At 60.9% G+C, this 17,136-nt stretch carries 16 protein-coding genes; 9 read left to right on the top strand and 7 right to left on the bottom strand.

The features are described 5' to 3' along the window. Positions 1-89: 89 nt before the first annotated feature. Together yidC and yihA are read left to right on the top strand one after the other, a co-directional pair. Positions 90-1,976 carry a membrane protein insertase YidC gene (gene yidC, locus WC811_RS14120; protein ID WP_372645635.1) on the top strand — a complete coding sequence of 629 codons (1,887 nt, stop codon included), beginning with the start codon at positions 90-92 and terminating at the stop codon, positions 1,974-1,976. A 59-nt stretch (positions 1,977-2,035) separates the two neighbouring features. After that, positions 2,036-2,689 carry a ribosome biogenesis GTP-binding protein YihA/YsxC gene (gene yihA, locus WC811_RS14125; protein ID WP_372645637.1) on the top strand — a complete coding sequence of 218 codons (654 nt, stop codon included), beginning with the start codon at positions 2,036-2,038 and terminating at the stop codon, positions 2,687-2,689. A 3-nt stretch (positions 2,690-2,692) separates the two neighbouring features. Here the strand turns inward: yihA and WC811_RS14130 are convergent, their stop codons facing one another. Continuing rightward, positions 2,693-4,795 carry a Clp protease N-terminal domain-containing protein gene (locus WC811_RS14130; protein ID WP_372645639.1) on the bottom strand — a complete coding sequence of 701 codons (2,103 nt, stop codon included), beginning with the start codon at positions 4,793-4,795 and terminating at the stop codon, positions 2,693-2,695. A gap of 302 nt (positions 4,796-5,097) precedes the next feature. Here WC811_RS14130 and argB point away from each other — a divergent pair, with 302 nt between their 5' ends. Genes argB through WC811_RS14145 form a run of 3 tightly spaced genes read left to right on the top strand, consistent with a single transcriptional unit; the run spans position 5,098 to position 7,475 of the window. Beyond that, on the top strand, positions 5,098-6,054 hold the full coding sequence (gene argB / locus WC811_RS14135; protein WP_372645641.1) for an acetylglutamate kinase: 957 nt from the start codon (positions 5,098-5,100) through the stop codon (positions 6,052-6,054). After that, positions 6,054-6,794 carry a pyrimidine 5'-nucleotidase gene (locus tag WC811_RS14140; protein WP_372645643.1) on the top strand — a complete coding sequence of 247 codons (741 nt, stop codon included), beginning with the start codon at positions 6,054-6,056 and terminating at the stop codon, positions 6,792-6,794. The genes argB and WC811_RS14140 overlap by 1 nt, the downstream gene beginning before the upstream one ends. Positions 6,795-6,803: 9 nt before the next feature. After that, positions 6,804-7,475 carry a LysE family translocator gene (locus WC811_RS14145; RefSeq protein ID WP_372645645.1) on the top strand — a complete coding sequence of 224 codons (672 nt, stop codon included), beginning with the start codon at positions 6,804-6,806 and terminating at the stop codon, positions 7,473-7,475. Here the strand turns inward: WC811_RS14145 and WC811_RS14150 are convergent. Then, entirely contained in the window at positions 7,459-8,217 is a 759-nt protein-coding gene (locus tag WC811_RS14150; protein WP_372645648.1) for an SDR family oxidoreductase, read from the bottom strand. The genes WC811_RS14145 and WC811_RS14150 overlap by 17 nt on opposite strands. Before the next feature lie 85 nt (positions 8,218-8,302). Here WC811_RS14150 and WC811_RS14155 point away from each other — a divergent pair, with 85 nt between their 5' ends. Continuing rightward, entirely contained in the window at positions 8,303-9,169 is an 867-nt protein-coding gene (locus WC811_RS14155) for a zinc ribbon domain-containing protein (RefSeq protein ID WP_372645650.1), read from the top strand. Between the two features lie 4 nt (positions 9,170-9,173). On the opposite strand, the gene WC811_RS14160 is transcribed toward WC811_RS14155, so the two are convergent. From WC811_RS14160 to WC811_RS14180, 5 genes are all read right to left on the bottom strand, one after another. Further along, positions 9,174-10,103 (bottom strand): 3-hydroxybutyryl-CoA dehydrogenase, encoded by a 930-nt coding sequence (locus WC811_RS14160; RefSeq protein WP_372645652.1) that lies wholly within the window; start codon positions 10,101-10,103, stop codon positions 9,174-9,176. A 32-nt stretch (positions 10,104-10,135) separates the two neighbouring features. Then, a complete protein-coding gene (locus tag WC811_RS14165) occupies positions 10,136-11,080 on the bottom strand; it encodes an electron transfer flavoprotein subunit alpha/FixB family protein (RefSeq protein ID WP_372645654.1) in 945 nt (314 codons plus the stop codon). After that, a complete protein-coding gene (locus tag WC811_RS14170) occupies positions 11,080-11,835 on the bottom strand; it encodes an electron transfer flavoprotein subunit beta/FixA family protein (RefSeq protein ID WP_372645656.1) in 756 nt (251 codons plus the stop codon). The genes WC811_RS14165 and WC811_RS14170 overlap by 1 nt, the downstream gene beginning before the upstream one ends. 325 nt (positions 11,836-12,160) lie before the next feature. Beyond that, a complete protein-coding gene (locus WC811_RS14175) occupies positions 12,161-12,742 on the bottom strand; it encodes a cob(I)yrinic acid a,c-diamide adenosyltransferase (protein ID WP_372645658.1) in 582 nt (193 codons plus the stop codon). A gap of 84 nt (positions 12,743-12,826) precedes the next feature. After that, positions 12,827-13,015, bottom strand: a complete 189-nt coding sequence (locus WC811_RS14180; protein ID WP_372645660.1) for a twin transmembrane helix small protein — start codon at positions 13,013-13,015, stop codon at positions 12,827-12,829. 303 nt (positions 13,016-13,318) lie between these two features. Between WC811_RS14180 and WC811_RS14185 the strand changes: the two genes are divergently transcribed. The 3 genes from WC811_RS14185 to WC811_RS14195 all read left to right on the top strand — a co-directional run bounded on the left by WC811_RS14185 (position 13,319) and on the right by WC811_RS14195 (position 16,985). Then, on the top strand, positions 13,319-14,914 hold the full coding sequence (locus tag WC811_RS14185; protein WP_372645662.1) for a peptidoglycan DD-metalloendopeptidase family protein: 1,596 nt from the start codon (positions 13,319-13,321) through the stop codon (positions 14,912-14,914). Beyond that, complete coding sequence (locus tag WC811_RS14190; RefSeq protein WP_372645664.1) at positions 14,914-16,356, top strand: S41 family peptidase; 1,443 nt, start codon at positions 14,914-14,916, stop codon at positions 16,354-16,356. The genes WC811_RS14185 and WC811_RS14190 overlap by 1 nt, the downstream gene beginning before the upstream one ends. A gap of 95 nt (positions 16,357-16,451) precedes the next feature. Then, positions 16,452-16,985 (top strand): RNA pyrophosphohydrolase, encoded by a 534-nt coding sequence (locus WC811_RS14195; RefSeq protein ID WP_372645666.1) that lies wholly within the window; start codon positions 16,452-16,454, stop codon positions 16,983-16,985. The last annotated feature ends 151 nt before the right edge of the window (positions 16,986-17,136 follow it).

Here is a 17,136-nt window from a genome sequence, read left to right on the forward strand (position 1 = left end):
TGGGTGTCCCCTTCCTTTTATGACCAGTTTCCTCCATCGCTTCCGGGCCAAAACAGGCCAAAAGAAGCTGGCCCCGACTCGAGGATTTGATGAGCTCTCCTAGCGATCCAAAAGACCAGAACAACCTGATCATCGCCGTGGTGCTGTCGATCCTGGTGCTCATGGGATGGCAGTACTTTTTCGCCGCGCCGCAAATCAAGCATGAGCAAGCGAAGCAAGAGTTCAACAAGCAGCTCGACGCGCAGAACACAGGGAAGGCGACGTCGGAGAGCCCGCCGAATGTCGCGAACGCGCCCGTCGCCGAGCCTCGGTCCGGCGTTCCTGTCGCCGGTCAGCAGGCGGCGGCCTCCGCGCCGAAGTCACGAGAAGAGATTCTAAAGCTGACGCCCCGCGTACCGATTGCGACGGCTTCACTCGAAGGTTCGATCGATCTCAAGACGGGCCGCATCGACGACCTCATATTGAAAAAATACCGTGAGACCGTCGATCCGAACAGTCCGATGGTGACTCTGTTGTCGCCGGCGGGATCATTCGATCCCTATTTCGCAGAATTCGGCTGGGTGCCGCAGGTCGGCTCGACGGTTAAGGTGCCGGATCGCGACACGGTTTGGAAACTCGAAAGTGGAACGACGCTGACGCCCGAGACGCCCGTCACGATCAACTGGGACAACGGCCAAGGCGTGATCTTTCATCGCGTCATCTCGATCGACAACGACTACATGTTCAAGATCGTCGACGAGGTCGAGAACAAGACCAACAATGAAATTTCGCTTCTCCCTTATGCACGTGTGCATCGGAGCGGGCATCCGCCTTCGCAGGTCTATTCGGTTCTGCACGAAGGCTTGGTCGGCATCTCCGGCGATCACGGGCTGATCGAGGATACCTATGCCGCCGCCATCAAGGAAGGCGTGCCGCGGACATTCGAGAACGTGGTCGGCGGCTGGCTTGGCATCACGGACAAGTACTGGGCGACTGCGCTCATCCCGAGCCAGACAGCGCCTTATCGCGCAATGTATTCGGCGCTTCCGGCGCGCGATCCGTCGGGCCGTGACGCATTCCAGACAGACTATCTGCTCGGCGCGCTGACTGTTGCGCCCGGAATGCGCAAGGGCGTTGAAGCGCATCTTTTTTCCGGCGCCAAGCAGGCGTCGCTGATCGACGGTTACGAGAAGGGCCTCAACATCCTGCGCTTCGATCGGCTGATTGATTGGGGATGGTTCTATTTCATCACGCGGCCGCTCTTCCGGTTGATGGAGCTCATCAACGGCGTCGTCCACAATTTCGGCATCACCATTCTCGTTCTGACAGTGATCGTGAAGGCTGCGTTCTATCCGATTGCGAACAAGCAGTACGAGAGCATGGCGCGCATGAAGAAGATGCAGCCGGAAATGCAGCGCATCAAAGAGCAATACAAGGACGATGCGCAGCGGCAGCAGAAAGAGATCTTCGAGCTTTATCGCAAGGAGAAGATCAATCCCCTTGCGGGCTGTTGGCCGATCCTGTTGCAGATTCCGGTGTTCTTCGCGCTGTATAAGGTGCTGTTCGTAACGATCGACATGCGGCATGCGCCGTTCTTCGGCTGGATCAAAGATCTCTCAGTGCCGGACCCGACGTCGCTCTTCAATCTCTTCGGTCTGTTGCCGTACGATGTGCCTGCGTTCCTGCACATCGGAGCTTGGCCGCTGGTGATGGGCCTCACGATGTGGGTTCAGATGCAGCTCAACCCGCCTCAGCCCGATCCGATCCAGCAGCAGATCTTCCAGTGGATGCCGGTGATGTTCACGTTCCTGCTGGCGAGCTTCCCGGCCGGTCTCGTGATCTATTGGGCCTGGAGCAACACGCTGTCGATCTGCCAGCAGCTCTGGATCAACAAAAAGAATGGCGCCGAGATTCACTTGTTCGGGAATCTCCGCCGCGCCTTTGCTCCGCTGTTACGATTATTCGGAGCGAGCGGCGACGGTGGCCCAGGTAAGTAATTTTTCCGAAGGCCTGGGTTACGCTTCATGCGTGCCTGGGCCTTTGCATTGGACCTGTCATGACTGACGAGGAAACTCTATCGGCCGACGAAATAGAAAACGGCAGGCGGCTTTTTACGCGCGCCTGGACGTTTTCGCGCGGCACGCCCGATCTCGATCACCTGCCGCCCGACGACAGGCCTGAGATTGCGTTCGCGGGCCGGTCGAATGTGGGCAAGTCGAGCCTCCTCAACGCGCTCGTCGGTCAGCTTCGGCTGGCGCGGGCGTCGAATACGCCGGGGCGCACGCAAGAACTGAATTTCTTCACCGATCCGAACGCGGAGCTCTATCTCGTCGACATGCCGGGTTACGGCTTCGCGGAAGCACCGAAGGCGAAGGTCGCGGCGTGGAACAAGGTGCTGCGCGCTTATCTCGCGGGGCGGCGAACGCTATTGCGCGTTTTCCTTTTGATCGACGCGCGGCATGGGCTGAAGCCGGTCGACGATGAGATCATGGCCCTGCTCGATGGGTCAGCCGTTTCGTATCAAGTGGTGCTGACCAAGGCCGACAAGATCAGCAAGACCGATCTTGAGCAAGTTTCCGAGCAAACGCAAAAAGCGATGGCGAAACATCCGGCGGCGTTTCCGCACATTATTCTAACGTCGTCGGAGAAGGCGTTCGGTTTCGAGGAACTGCGCGGGACGATTGCGCAGCTTCTCGAAGCGCACGGCTAGTGCCTAGTGGCCGAATTTTTTCAGTAAGGCCGTCGCAATCGTCATTCCCGATTCCCCGAACGTCGCGAGCGCGCCGCCGATGACGGCCGCGACCGTCCAGCTGAAGAGGCGGCCGACGGTGCGCCAAAGGTTGGCACGGACCTTCACCTCCACGATCTGATCGGGGAGCGCCGTTTCCGCGGCGGCGCCGTCAGCACCGATGGTTCGTGCCGAGACGATGATTTGCAGGTCCGACCAGCCGCGCGACTGCGGTGTGATCAGGAAGCGCCAACTCGCGAAGTCATCGCTGGCGTAGCCGAGATTGCTCTCGATCCACTGCGTCTCCGGAGAGGCCGATTCAATATAAAAACCGCCCTCCGGCGCACGGATGCGAACCGACATCGCCTTCGTGATGGAGATGGCGTGTTGCCACGTTTGACCTCCGCCATCGAGGCCATCGGCGATGGCCTTGACGGACGCCTTGGCGATGCGGACCTCGGCGCGCACTGTTCTGCCGACGCGCATCGAGCGCGGAATATTTTCAGCAAGCTGTCCGGTTTCGACGTCCGCCGCCTTGCCGCGCTTCTCTTTCCGTCGAGGTTGCGGCTGCGGCGCCGAGCGCTGTGCGCTGATCGGAGGACCCGGATGGAAGCCCGGATCTTGTCCGAGGTTCGGGCGTGGACCCGGAGCGCCGGTGGGCGCCCCCATCATAGAGCCGCCCGGCGGGCCGTTCGGTGCGACGGCTGGGGATGGAGTCGGCCGTGGGGCGTTGACCTGTGGAGTCGCGCCTTGGGCCGGAGATGGCGCGGATTGGCGCGGCGGACCCCCGAGGCCAGGGGCGGGCGGGATCGGCGGCGGTTGAATTCGCGATGGCTGCGGGCGTGGCGGCAGGTCGGCGAAAATCTCGCGCGGCGGGGGCACCGAATCCTGTCGTCCGGCACCCATGCCGAGCCCCGGACCAGCTCCAGGGAAGCCGTGCGGTTCTTGTCGCGAGCCGCCGCCGGGTCCCGCTGACCGTGATGGAAGCGGCAGCGAAGGTTCGGCGGGGAATGGCGCCGGGCCATGACCGGGCGCGGGGGGGGATCCCGGGTTCGATCCTGGGCGCGGTCCTGCATTGGGTGCGCCGAATGACGGTCCAAATGACGGATCTGGCCGGCGTTGCGCGTCGGGCTCGCCACCAACGGGAAGCCTCGGCTCCTGTTGCGCCGGATACGGCCTCCCGGGATTTGGCACGGGCGCTGTCGTGACCGCAGATGGGCGCGGCTCGGGTCTCGGTGGCTCGGTTCGCTGTGGTTCGGCTTGCGGCGGCGCTGTTCGCGGAGTCTCCCTCGTGGGACCGGTGTCGAGCGAGTGCGGCGCCTGCGGAGCGATCGGCTCAGGTTCGAAATCTTGCTCGAACTCAGGAGCGCGGTCTCGCACAGTCTGCTCGGCGGGGACATCAAGCGATGACGCCTGAGGGAACGTTTGGGGAAATGGAGGCTCAGGCGGAAGTCCTTGCTGCGGGGGCTCGTGCGCGACCGGAGGTTCCGGCATCGGTGGCGCCGGCCGCGGCATATCCTTCATGATTTCGCGCAGGGACGGCGCCGAGCGCGACTGTACGCGTTCGCGGGCTCGCGCCAGGACGTCGTCGGCGACGGGTGGTTGAGCTTGCGGCGCGACTGGAGCTTCGCGCGGGGGCTGAAGAGCCGCCTGGAGAGCGCGGATGGCGTTTTCGAAGGTCAGGCCGTGGGCTTCGAGGATCTCTGCCGCGGCGCTTCGCGCGTCACCGACGATGGCCGCCAGCACGATGGCGCCGTTGATATCACGTCTGCGGCTGCCCCTGGAGGCGGCGGCGGCAGCTTCCAAAATGCGCCTCACCTCGATCGAGACGCCGAGAGAATCCTGTTGAGCGGGTGGGGGCTGGGCGCTTGCCAGGACGCGGGAGATGACGTCGCCTTTGATGCGTTCACCACTGATATGGCTCGCGTCGAGCACCGCAACGGCGTCGGGATCGTCGCAGAGGGCGGCGAGCAAATGCTCGAGCGAAACCTCTGGCGCTCCGGCCGCTTCCGCGAACTCGGCGCCGCGAGCCAACGTCGCCGCAAGCTCCGACGACATCGGGATTTGCGCAATATCTGGTGCCGTCACGCCCACGACATCTCCTAAAACGAAGGCCAAGACGGGCAAGACTGGCCATGACTCATTGCGATAGCGTGTCGAAAACACACGCGAATGGCAAGGCTATAGCAATGGAGCGGCGGTTGGCAGGCCGAGAATGGATTTCGTCCCCAGGTGCCAGCCCAGATGCCGGGCGTTTGCCTGCGTCAGGAGCGCCCGCCGGGCTTCGGGTCAGGGAAATTCATTGAGGCCGTCCGCCGAGAAGCTATAAGACCGCGACAAGGCGCCCGGCTCCCCGCCGGGGCGGCCCATTTTGGCCATAGGGGGAATTCGTGACGTCAGCGAAAAATCACTCTGAAAAAACCGCCGCGACACCGGGTGAAATTCCGCTGACCGCGCATCAGCAGGCGCGCATCCTTGCGGAAGCGATCCCGCATCTCATTGATTATGACGAAGAGAATGTCGTCATCAAATTCGGCGGCAACGCCATGGGCGATGAAGAGCTGTTCAGGGCCTTCGCGCAGGACATCGTCTACCTGAAGCAATCGGGCATCAATCCGATCGTGGTTCACGGCGGCGGGCCGCAGATCGGCAGCATGCTGGCGAAGCTGGCGATCAAATCCGATTTCGTTCACGGTCTGCGCGTCACCGACAAGGCGACGGTCGAGGTCGTCGAGATGGTGCTCTCTGGCAAGATCAACAAAGAGATCGTGTCGGCAATCAACCGGCAGGGCGGCAAGGCGGTCGGCATCTCGGGCAAGGATGCCAATCTGATGATCGCGAAGAAGATCACGGAGATGCCGGACCCGCAGTCGAACATCATGAAGCATGTCGACATCGGGTACGTCGGTGATCCGCTCGAGGTCAATCCGCACATCGTCGAGGTGATCTCGAAGTCGGATCTTATTCCGGTCATCGCGCCCGTCGCCATTAGCCGCGACGGAGAGACGCTGAACGTCAACGCCGATACGTTTGCGTCGGCGCTCGCGGCGCGTATGCAAGCTAAGCGCCTGCTGCTGCTCACGGATGTTGCGGGTGTTCTGGACGAGAATAAGCAGCTCATTCCGAGCCTGTCGATCGAACAGGCTCGCGAGATGATCAAGAGCGGCGCCATCTCGGGCGGAATGATTCCAAAAATCGAGGGTTGCATCGAGGTTGTCGAGGCGGGCGTCGAAGGCGTTGTCGTCATCGACGGGCGAGTGCCGCATTGCGTGCTGCTCGAACTCTTCACCGAGCACGGCGTCGGCACGCTTGTGAAGCGCGCAGAGCGCAAGAAGGGCAAGGCCTGATGGCGGCGCCAGCCGGAGCAGCGAGCTTGCCGAGCGCGACCGCGGAGAAGCGTGGTTTCGATCATGTCGATACCTGGATCTTCGATCTCGACAACACGCTTTATCCGGCGTCGTGCGATCTCTTCGCGCAAGTCGATCAGCGCATGAGCTCCTTCATCGCGAAGACGCTCGGCGTGCCGCGTGAACATGCGCGGCATTTGCAGAAGGCGTATTACCGCCAGTTCGGCACGACGCTTGCGGGTCTCATGAAGGTTCACAAACTGGCGCCGGGGCCGTTCCTCGACTACGTCCACGACATCGATTTGTCGGTGGTTCCGGAATTGCCGGAGCTTGCCACCGCGATCGCCGCGCTGCCGGGGCGGCGGCTGATCTTCACGAACGGTTCGCGGCGGCACGCGGAAAACGTGGCGGCTAAGCTCGGCGTACTGCATCTTTTCGAGGATATCTGCGATATCGCGGCGCTCGACTATGTGCCGAAGCCGGAGCGGGAAGCGTTCGATCGGATGCTGAAGCTGCACGACGTTCCGGCGATGCGCGCGGCGATGTTCGAAGACATGCCGCACAATCTCGAAGCGGCGTCGACGCTCGGCATGACGACCGTGCTGGTGCATTCCGACTACATTGACCATCCGGCGCAATTGAAGATCAGGGAATGGCGGGAGCTGCCTCAGCACATCCACTATCTGACGCGCGATCTGACCCATTTTCTTCTCAACGGCATCGGCGGCCGCGCCGAATAGGAACGTGGGATGCCGGGCGCTTTACATGACGCGGCGATTTTCAATGTGCCGATCGCTTTTCTCTGGGTTTCGTTCCTCATTGAGTTGAGTCCTGGTCCGAACATGACCTATCTCGCCATTTTGACGCTCGTCGAGGGACGGAGGGCGGGGTTTGCGACCGTTGCTGGAATAGCTGCGGGCCTTTTGGTCGTCGGCATCCTCGCAGCGTTCGGCATCGCGGCGTTCGTCTCGGAATCGCCGCCGGTGTATCAATTGCTCCGATGGCTCGGCGCTGCGTATATGTTCTGGCTGGCTTACGAGATTTGGCGTGGCAGCGAACCTGCCGATGCTCACCAAAAAGTTGAATCCTCGTCTGCCGCAAGCCATTTCGGCCGGGGTTTTCTTGCGAATATTCTTAACCCCAAGGCCGTGGTCTTTTATATCGCGGTGCTCCCGGGATTCATTGATACGAGTAGAAAGCTCTTACCTCAGACGCTCTCCCTCTCCTTCGCGTATACGTTGGTTGCGACCGGTGTGCATGCGACGATTGTCATTCTCGCTTCCCGGATTCGGCCCCTCTTGCAAGATTTGGGTCGCATTCAAGCTGTGAGGCGTACGCTGGCCGTTATGCTTCTGTTTGTTGCCGTATGGATCCTGTGGAGCACGGCCGAGCCCAGGCGTGAAATTATCCCCGGCCGATGAATGGCATCGCCGTCGCCATCAGCGTCATGGATTGGACGTTGGCGTCGAGCGGCAGGTTGGCGATGTAGAGCACGGCGTCGGCGACATGCGAAACGTCCATGCGTGGTTCGACCATCGTGGTGCCGTTCGCCTGCAGGATGCCGCTTTCCATTTTGGCGGTCAGGTCGGTCGCAGCGTTGCCGATGTCGATCTGCGAGCAGGCGATGTTGTCGGCGCGGCCGTCGAGCGACAACGATTTCGTCAGGCCCGTTATGGCGTGCTTCGTTGCCGTGTAGGCCGCCGAAAACGGTCGTGGCGTTATCGCTGAAATCGAGCCGTTGTTGATGATACGGCCACCTTTCGGGTCCTGCGCTTTCATGATGCGGACCGCTTCGCGCGCGCAGAGGAAGCAGCCCGTCAGATTGACATCGACGACGCGCTTCCAGTCGGCGACCGGCAGTTCGTCGATCGGTACGCCTTGTGTGAACGTGCCGGCATTGTTGAAGAGCAGATCGAGACGTCCGAACGCGTCTTGCGTTTTTGCGAAGGCGTCGGCGACGGCGGTTTCGTCGGTGACGTCGGCGGGAGCGATGAAAAATCTGCCCCCTTGAGGCGATGCGGAGTCTGCGGTCTTTTGCAGCTCAGCAATGCGCCGGCCAAGCAACGCGACGTCGAAACCGGCGGCTTGAAGCTTTAGAGCCACGGCCCGCCCGATGCCTGAGCCTGCGCCTGTCACCAACGCTACACGCTTCGTCTGAATCATGTTTTCATTCCGGACCGGCCACCTCGAATAGCCGGTTCCATACCGTGGAACGTCAGCATGTGCCAGTTTCTGGCGTCATGAGTCCGTGATAGAAGCGAAATCGATCGGAGCGGATTGGGGGTTCACGGTCATGCCGGAAGCAGGGGTTAGCGCGGAAGCTACAAGCGCTCGATTTTGCGCGAACTGCGGAACAGCGCTGCAGGGAAAATTCTGCGGCGCCTGCGGTGCGCCCGCTGTCGCGCCTGTTCCGGAGCAAGCACCTGAAGGCTGGGGAAGCCTGACGTCCGAGTTTCTAAGCTCGCACGGCAGCAACGGCATTTTTGCGGTTGCGCTCTCGTTTCTGCGCCATCCCGTCGATACCATCATCCGGCTGACGGACGATCCGACCTATCGATCGCAGTGGGGATTTCTGACCGCAACGGTCGGCGCGCAGATGACGCTCGCCTACGTGTTGCTGCCGCGCATTTATGCAGCGCTCTTCAATGTTCCGAGCGCGGCGAACAATTCCGCGGTCGTTACGAACGAAATCGTGCAGTACGTCGGCATGGTTATCCTGACGCCGATCCAATTCTACGTCTGTCGCGCACTTGGGACGCTTCCCCGCTCGCCTATGTCGTATGTGAAGCTCTGCGCTTTGAGCGTCAGTTACGGTGCGCTGCTGTCTACCCTCGTTTCGCTTGGTTTCTTTGTGACAGGGGTCACGGCGCTTAAGAGCGGGATCACGCTCGATCTGTCGACACTATGGAACGGGCTTTCGGCGCTAACGCTCGTCGCCGTGCTGGTGTTTGTCACGATGAGCCACAAGCGATTTTGGGGAATGTCGTGGCCGATCGCGATCGGTGTCACGCTTGCAATCGCGGTGGTATCGTGGCGCGTCGTCTATCCCGGGCTGTTCGCGCTCGTCGAGCGCGGCGGTATAGCTGGGGCAATCAGCGGCCTCACCGGCGGCTGAGGTCTCAGCGCGTCGGGACCGGCTTTTCGCCGCGATAATCGTAGAAGCCGCGCTTGGTTTTGCGCCCCAGCCATCCGGCCTCGACGTATTTCACGAGCAACGGACACGGACGATATTTTGAATCCGAGAGGCCTTCATAAAGGACCTGCATCACGCTCAGGCAGGTATCGAGGCCGATAAAGTCGGCGAGTTCGAGCGGACCCATCGGATGGTGAGCGCCGAGCTTCATCGCCTTGTCGATGGCTTCGACGGTGCCGACGCCTTCGTAAAGCGTGTAGACGGCTTCGTTGATCATCGGCAGCAGGATGCGATTGACGATAAAGGCCGGGAAATCTTCCGATACCGCCGTCTTCTTGCCGAGGCTTTCGACGAACACCTTGGCCGTCGAAAAAGTCTCGTCCTCGGTGGCGATGCCACGGATCAGCTCGACCAACTCCATCAACGGCACCGGGTTCATGAAGTGCATGCCGATGAAGTCTTCGGGGCGGTCGGTGTTGGACGCGAGGCGCGTGATCGAAATCGAGGACGTGTTCGAGGCGAGCATCGCGGTCGGCTTCAGATGCGGACACAGCGCCGAGAAAATCTTGTGTTTCAGCGCTTCGTCTTCGGTGGCGGCTTCGATGACGAGATCGCAGTCGCCGAAGGCTTCCATGGCGGGCGCGAACGAGATGAGGGCGAGGGCCCTATCGCGATCCTCTTCCGTGATGATGCCCTTGGCGATCTGGCGCGCCATGTTCTTGGTGACGGCCTCGATGCCTTTGTCGAAGGATTCTTTCTTCAGGTCGTTGATCGCCACGGAATAGCCCGAGAGGGCGACGACGTGGGCGATGCCGCTGCCCATCTGACCGGCGCCGATGACGCCCACCTTGCTGATCGTCCGGGCAGGCTTGGCGCCGGCCTTGCCTTTATCCATCAGCTTCTGAGCTTGCGACATGAAGTCGTGTCCCCGCGGGTTCGGATGTTGTCTCAGCGTGCGGCTTTCTGCAGTTCGGCATCAAGCTCCGGCAGGGCCTGGAAGAGGTCTGCCACGAGCCCATAATCCGCGACCTGGAAGATCGGCGCTTCGCCGTCCTTGTTGATCGCAACGATGACTTTCGAATCCTTCATGCCGGCAAGATGCTGGATGGCACCCGAAATGCCGACGGCGATATAGAGATCCGGAGCGACGACCTTGCCGGTCTGTCCGACCTGCCAATCGTTCGGGACGAAGCCGGCGTCGACGGCGGCGCGCGACGCACCCATCGCGGCACCGAGCTTGTCGGCAATCGGCTCGATGTATTTGGTGAAGTTTTCGCCGTTGCCCATGCCGCGACCACCGGAAATGATAATCTTGGCGGAGGTCAACTCGGGGCGATCCGACTTCGACAGCTCGGCCTTTTCGAAGGTCGAGATGGCGACGGCGGCCGGCGCGGAAATGGTTTCGATGGCGGCGGAACCGCCATCGGGCGCGACGGCGAACGCAGCAGTCCGGACGGTGATGACCTTGGTCGCCTCGGGCGACTGCACCGTCTGGATGGCGTTGCCAGCATAGATCGGCCGCTCGAACGTATCGGGCGAGACGACCTTGGTGATGTCGGAGATCTGCATGACGTCGAGTTTCGCCGCGATGCGGGGCAAAACGTTTTTACCGAACGCCGTCGCTGCGGCGGCGATGGCGGAATAATCCTTCGCGATGGCGAGGATGACCGCCGCTACCTCTTCGGCAAGACCGTTTGCCAACTGAGGAGCATCCGCGACGAGAACCTTTGAGACGCCAGCGAGCTTGGATGCAGTCTCGGCGGCGCTACCAACGTCTGAGCCAGCAACCAGAATGTGGACGTCTCCGCCAAGGTCCTTCGCCGCGGAAAGCGCTTTGGCAGTCGCGGGTGCGAGAGTGTTGCCGTTCAGTTCGGCGAGGAGAAGTGTCGTCATTATAGGACTCCCGCTTCGCTTTTCAGCTTCTCGACCAGCTCTGCAACGCTGCCAACCTTGACGCCAGCCTTGCGGGTCGCGGGTTCGGCAGTCTTTAAAACCTTAAGCCGCGGTGCGATATCGACGCCGAAGTCTTCCGGCTTCTTGATATCGAGCGGCTTCTTTTTCGCCTTCATAATATTCGGTAATGACGGATAGCGCGGCTCGTTCAACCGCAGGTCCGTCGTGATGATGGCCGGGAGATTGAGCTTGATCGTTTCGAGGCCGCCATCGACCTCACGGGTAACGGTGACCGAACCCTCTGCCGGTACGACCTTCGATGCGAAGGTTCCTTGCGGCCAATCAAGGAGGCTCGCGAGCATCTGTCCGGTTTGATTGCTGTCGTCGTCGATGGCTTGCTTGCCGAGAATAACGAGATCCGGCTTTTCTGCTTCCACGATTGCTTTCAGCAGCTTGGCGACTGCGAGCGGCTCAATCGTCGTGCCTTCAGGAGTTTCGATCAGGATGGCGCGGTCGGCGCCGACGGCCAATGCGGTGCGCAGCGTTTCCTGAGACTTCGCCGAGCCGATCGATACGACGATGACTTCCTTGGCGCCGCTCTTTTCCTTGAGGCGCACAGCTTCTTCGACGGCGATTTCATCGAATGGATTCATCGACATCTTGACGTTCGCCAAGTCTATTCCCGAGCCGTCCGGCTTGACGCGAATTTTGACGTTGTAATCGACGACACGTTTGACCGGCACAACGATCTTCATGCCTTTCGCCAGGATCCTGGCGCTCCCCTGTTTGTTGTTTCCCACGCTTCGGACGAACGCAGGTTTCCTTGCGGTGCAACTCCGCTAGATCGGCAGAGCTGGACGCGCCCAGGCCGGTTCGAGCTCCGGCTGGCGCAATTCTCGCAACTGCGAAAAGCGAAAGCTACGGGTGGGTTCAGCCCAAGTCAATCGTCGCTTGCGTCGCGGCGGGGGTGAAAAGCGCTGGTTTCGGTAAGTCTTTAGGCTGCATCGTGGAACTTCGAATGCGGTGGCAGGGGGGAGCCGCAAGAGACCGCGCAGCCGAGCGCATTGCGGCCGTTCGCGGTCAGCGATTTTTCCCCGGAACCCACAGGATATCGCCCTTGCCGCGATCATTGACGTAACGGCTGGCGACGAACAGGAAATCGGAAAGCCGGTTAATGTACTTGAGCGCGGGTGCACTGACGTTTTCACCCGGCAGGCTCGCCAATTCGACCATCAGGCGTTCGGCCCGGCGCGACACCGTGCGGGCGACATGGAGCGCGGCGCCAGCGGGGGTTCCGCCCGGCAGAATGAATGAACGCAACGGATCGAGCGCCGAGTTCATCTGGTCGATTTCCGCTTCGAGCCTTGTCACCTGGGCATCGGCAACGCGGAGCGGTTCGTAGGCAAGTTTCTCGCCCTTGTCGGGCACGCAGAGGTCGGCTCCGAGGTCGAAGAGATCATTCTGAATGCGAAGAAGCATCGCGTCGACGTCGGGATCGGCGCCGGCCAGATGGGTGCGCGCGACGCCGACGACGGCATTGGTTTCGTCGACGGTGCCGTAAGCCGCTATTCGAGGTGAGGTTTTTGGGACGCGTTCGCCCGTTCCGAGCGCCGTCGTGCCGGCATCGCCGGTCTTTGTGTATATGCGGTTGAGAACGACCATCGATCTGAAACCTGATTTAGCTCGTTTGGCCCATAAGCCGCCGCGACATCCGCCGTGACTGGGCGAATTGCGCCATGGCGGCCATTAGTGGGTCACAATGACGTAGGCAAGAATAATGAGAATCGCGACGAACTGCAGTCCGACGCGCCAACGCATCAATTTTTGGCTGAGGTTCGGGCTGGTGCCCCGCATCATGTTCCACAAACCTAAGAGCAGAACAAAGAGAACGGCAAAGACGGCAACAGTCGTGGCATGGTAGAGAAATGTTTGCATCAGGCGTATCCACGGCCAAATCGGTCGTTTTGCTTAGGCCTTCCCAACGTGGCGGGCAATCTCGAAGTGTCCCGGTCCGAAGCGACAGGGCTCAAAGTGCGTTGTTTTGAAGGAACTTGGTTTGAAGCGCTTGGTGCGGCCTTGGTTCACCGCAGAACCGTCCGCTGGCAAAGCATTACGCATTTGAAATTTGCTCTCCGCTGCAAATGCCTTAATTTTTTCATCGCATCCTTCGCTCATCCAGTTTTCAAGCGGGCGACATCCGTTCCTACCGGCCGTATGTGCCCTTCAACCTGAGGCTTCGTGTCAAAGAACCAACCTGCGTTGCGCGATCTACGGCCTCGCATCGGCGACGTGGGCGGACGCATGGGCTTTGCCGGAGTTTTGGCGCTCTCCTTCGCGCTCATGCCATCCCCGCTTTTTGCGGAGGACGCGCTTCCAACCGATCCCGAGACGGCGAAGCGGGTTTTGCAGGAGAAGAAACACGAGCTTGACGTCAACGCCGCAAAAGAGCTGACGATCCAATCCGACGTGGCGCAACTCGATGCCGAGCGCGAGCGGTTGAACGGCCGCCTCATCGACACTGCCGGACTTATCCAGCGAAGCGAAGGGCAGATGACGGCGATCGAGGGCCGGTTGTCGGAGCTTGAAGAGCAGGAGCGGATCGTTCGCGGCTCGCTGGCGCAACGGCACGGCGAGATCGCGGTGCTGTTGAGCGCGTTGCAGCGCATGGGACGCAATCCGCCACCGGTGCTCGTGACCCGGCGCGAGGACGCGCTCAAGATGGTTCGCAGCGCCATGCTGCTGTCGTCGGCATTTCCCGATCTCAGAGACCAAGCCCTCACGCTCGGAACGCAACTTTCCGATTTGCAGCGGGTGATGGGCAATATCCGCACGGAAGGTGCGCGGCTTCAGGCCGAGACGGATCGTCTCAACGAGGCGCGGACGCGGCTCGCGAGCCTGATGGAAGCCAAGAAGATGTCGCTCGCGGATCGGCAATCGCAGCTTGCCTCCGTCCGCATGGCGACAGCCGATGTTTCCAAGCGCGTGACCAGTCTTTCCGATTTGATCAACAAGCTCGATGTGGCGGTGACCGAGAAGACCGGGCTCGGCGCTTATGACGACGAACTCAAGGCGCGCCATCAGGCCGAAGGTATGCAAGCGGCTTCCGCCGCGCCGCAATCGGGGCCGCAGACCATTACGCCACCACCACTCGACGCCGCCGCGACGAAAGCCGAGACCAAGGCCGCAGCGGCTGTTCCTCCGGTACAGCCGGCGCCGAGCACGGTCGCAGTGATGCCGCCGCCTGCGCAAAAAACCGTGGCTCCCCCGACCGATGTCGCAACCGCCGCGCCGCCGCCAGCTCAGAGTGCGGGCAACGGACAGAAGGTCGCCATGGTCGATCTCGAACCGGGCGGCGCATCGCTCGTGCCCGGCAGTCCGGGCCGGATCAAGCCTGCCATTGCGTTCTCGGACGCGCGCGGCAAACTGCCGTTACCGGCCCAGGGCCGTCGAGCCCTCGCATTCGGCGAGCGCACGCAATTCGGCGGTCAATCCAAGGGGATCGTTATTGAGACACGGACGTCCGCCCAAGTTACGTCGCCTTGTGACGGCTGGGTTGTGTACGCTGGAGAATTTCGCAGCTATGGGCAACTCTTGATCATTAATGCCGGCGACGGCTATCATGTGCTGCTTGCGGGGTTATCGCAGATCGATGTCCAACCGGGACAGTTCGTGCTGACCGCAGAGCCCGTCGGTACCATGAGTGGTGGGCAAAAGAATTCGTCGTCCGCGGCACCAGTAAGCGGACCCGTATTGTACGTTGAACTTCGTAAAGATGGGCGTCCTATCGATCCCGATCCCTGGTGGGCATCAGGTCAGCAGAAGGTACAAGGCTAATGCGCAAGACAGACTATGCATTCTGGACATTCCTGCTGATGACGGGTTTGGCCGGGGCGACGACGCTCCTCAATGTCACCCAAACCTATTCGGCGACATCATCGCAGAATTCGGAACTCTACAAGCAGCTCGACCTATTCGGCGATGTGCTCGAGCGCGTTCGTTCCGATTACGTCGACAAGCCGGACGATACGGCACTGATCGAATCGGCGATCAACGGCATGTTGTCGTCGCTCGATCCGCATTCCTCCTACATGAGCCCGAAGAGCTTCCGGGACATGCAGGTCCAGACGCGCGGCGAGTTCGGCGGTCTCGGGATCGAAGTCACGATGGAGAACGGCGTTATCAAGGTCGTTTCGCCGATCGATGACACGCCTGCCTCCAAGGCCGGTCTGATGTCCAACGATCTCATTACGCATCTCGACAATGAAGCGATTTCGGGTCTGACGCTTGAGCAGGCGGTCGAGAAGATGCGCGGTCCGGTCAACACACCGATCACGCTGACCATCGTTCGCAAGGGTAAGGACGAGCCGTTCGACATCAAGGTCGTGCGCGACGTCATTCGCATCAACCCCGTCAAATCGGAGGTCGAGGGCGACATCGGCTACGTGAAGATCACCACTTTCAACGAGCAGACGCACGCCAATCTCGTGAAGGCGATCGACAGCCTCGACAAGAAGATCGGTCCCAACCTCAAGGGATACATCATCGATCTGCGCAACAACCCGGGTGGGCTTCTGGATCAGGCAATCGCCGTTTCCGATGACTTCCTGGAGCAGGGCGCGATCGTCCTGACGAAGGGCCGGAACAACGAAGAGACGCAACGTGCGAACGCTCGTCCGGGCGATATCACCGACGGCAAGAAGATGGTCGTGCTGATCAACGGCGGTTCGGCTTCGGCATCGGAAATCGTTGCGGGTGCGCTGCAGGATCACAAGCGGGCAACCGTTGTCGGCACGCGTTCGTTCGGTAAGGGTTCGGTGCAGACGATCATTCCGCTCGGCGCCAACGGTGCGATCCGCCTGACGACGGCACGATACTTCACGCCGTCGAACCGGTCGATCCAGGCCAAGGGCATCGAGCCGGATATCAACGTCACCGAAGCGGTGCCGGATGATCTCAAGGACAAAGTCGCTGCCGACAAGCCGCGCGGAGAAGCCAGCCTTCGCGGCCACTTGAAGAACCCGGATGGTTCCGACCAGACGAAGGACGATGATCTGGGCGAACCGTCAGGCTCGGCGTCGTACGTCAACAAGGACGCCGACAAGGATACGCAGCTGCAGTACGCGATCAACTTCCTCGACGGTAAGGCGAAGGGGCCGGAAACCTCGAGCGCGACGCCATCGCCGTCCGATACGCCGGCCGCTGTCCCGTCGAAGGACGGCGACAAGAAGGCTCCGATCCCGTCGTCGGACGACGATAAGAAGGTGACGCCGAACTAAGGCGACGCTTCTGACATTTGAACTGTTGAAGGGCGCCCTAAAACGGCGCCCTTCGTGCTATGGAGCGCGCAATTCAAGAGGACGGGACTTTGCGAATGACCGAGCAGCCGAAAATCGGCGTAAACGCCGAAGATCTTGCCTATCGCCCCTGCGTCGGCCAGATGGTGATCAATTCCGAAGGCCTGGTATGGGTTGGCCGCCGCGCCGATCTTCCGGGGGATGCCGAGGGGCGCGGGACATGGTGGCAGATGCCGCAGGGCGGTATCGATGGCGATGAAGCCCCTGCGGCCGCCGCGCGACGTGAGCTCTTCGAAGAAACGGCTATCGTGTCGGTCGAGCAGATCGCGGAGTTGTCGTCGTGGGTCACTTACGATTTGCCTCCAGAGCTGCTCGGCGTCGCTTGGGGTGGCCGATACCGCGGGCAGAAGCAGAAGTGGTTTGCCTACCGGTTTACTGGCCACGACAGCGAAATCAGCATCACGCCGCCGGAGGGGCTCGAAGCGGAGTTCGTCGAATGGCGATGGGCGCGCGCGGACGATCTTCTGGAGCAGATCGTTCCGTTCAAGCGCGAGGTTTACCGTCAGGTTCTCGCCGAGTTTGGGCCTCTCGCCTGTCCCATCGGTGGATAGCCGCACTGTAGGGCTGCTTTTTGGTCCGCATTTTGCTTAAAAATGCTATTTGTGACCGTCGGTTATGTATATGACAGTCTAATGTCATATGGTTGCTACGTTTTTCTGTACGATAACGAATCGGAGAACGATCCCACCCGGAATGGCATTT

The sequence above is a fragment of the Hyphomicrobium sp. genome (assembly GCF_041659645.1).
Taxonomy (GTDB): domain Bacteria; phylum Pseudomonadota; class Alphaproteobacteria; order Rhizobiales; family Hyphomicrobiaceae; genus Hyphomicrobium_B.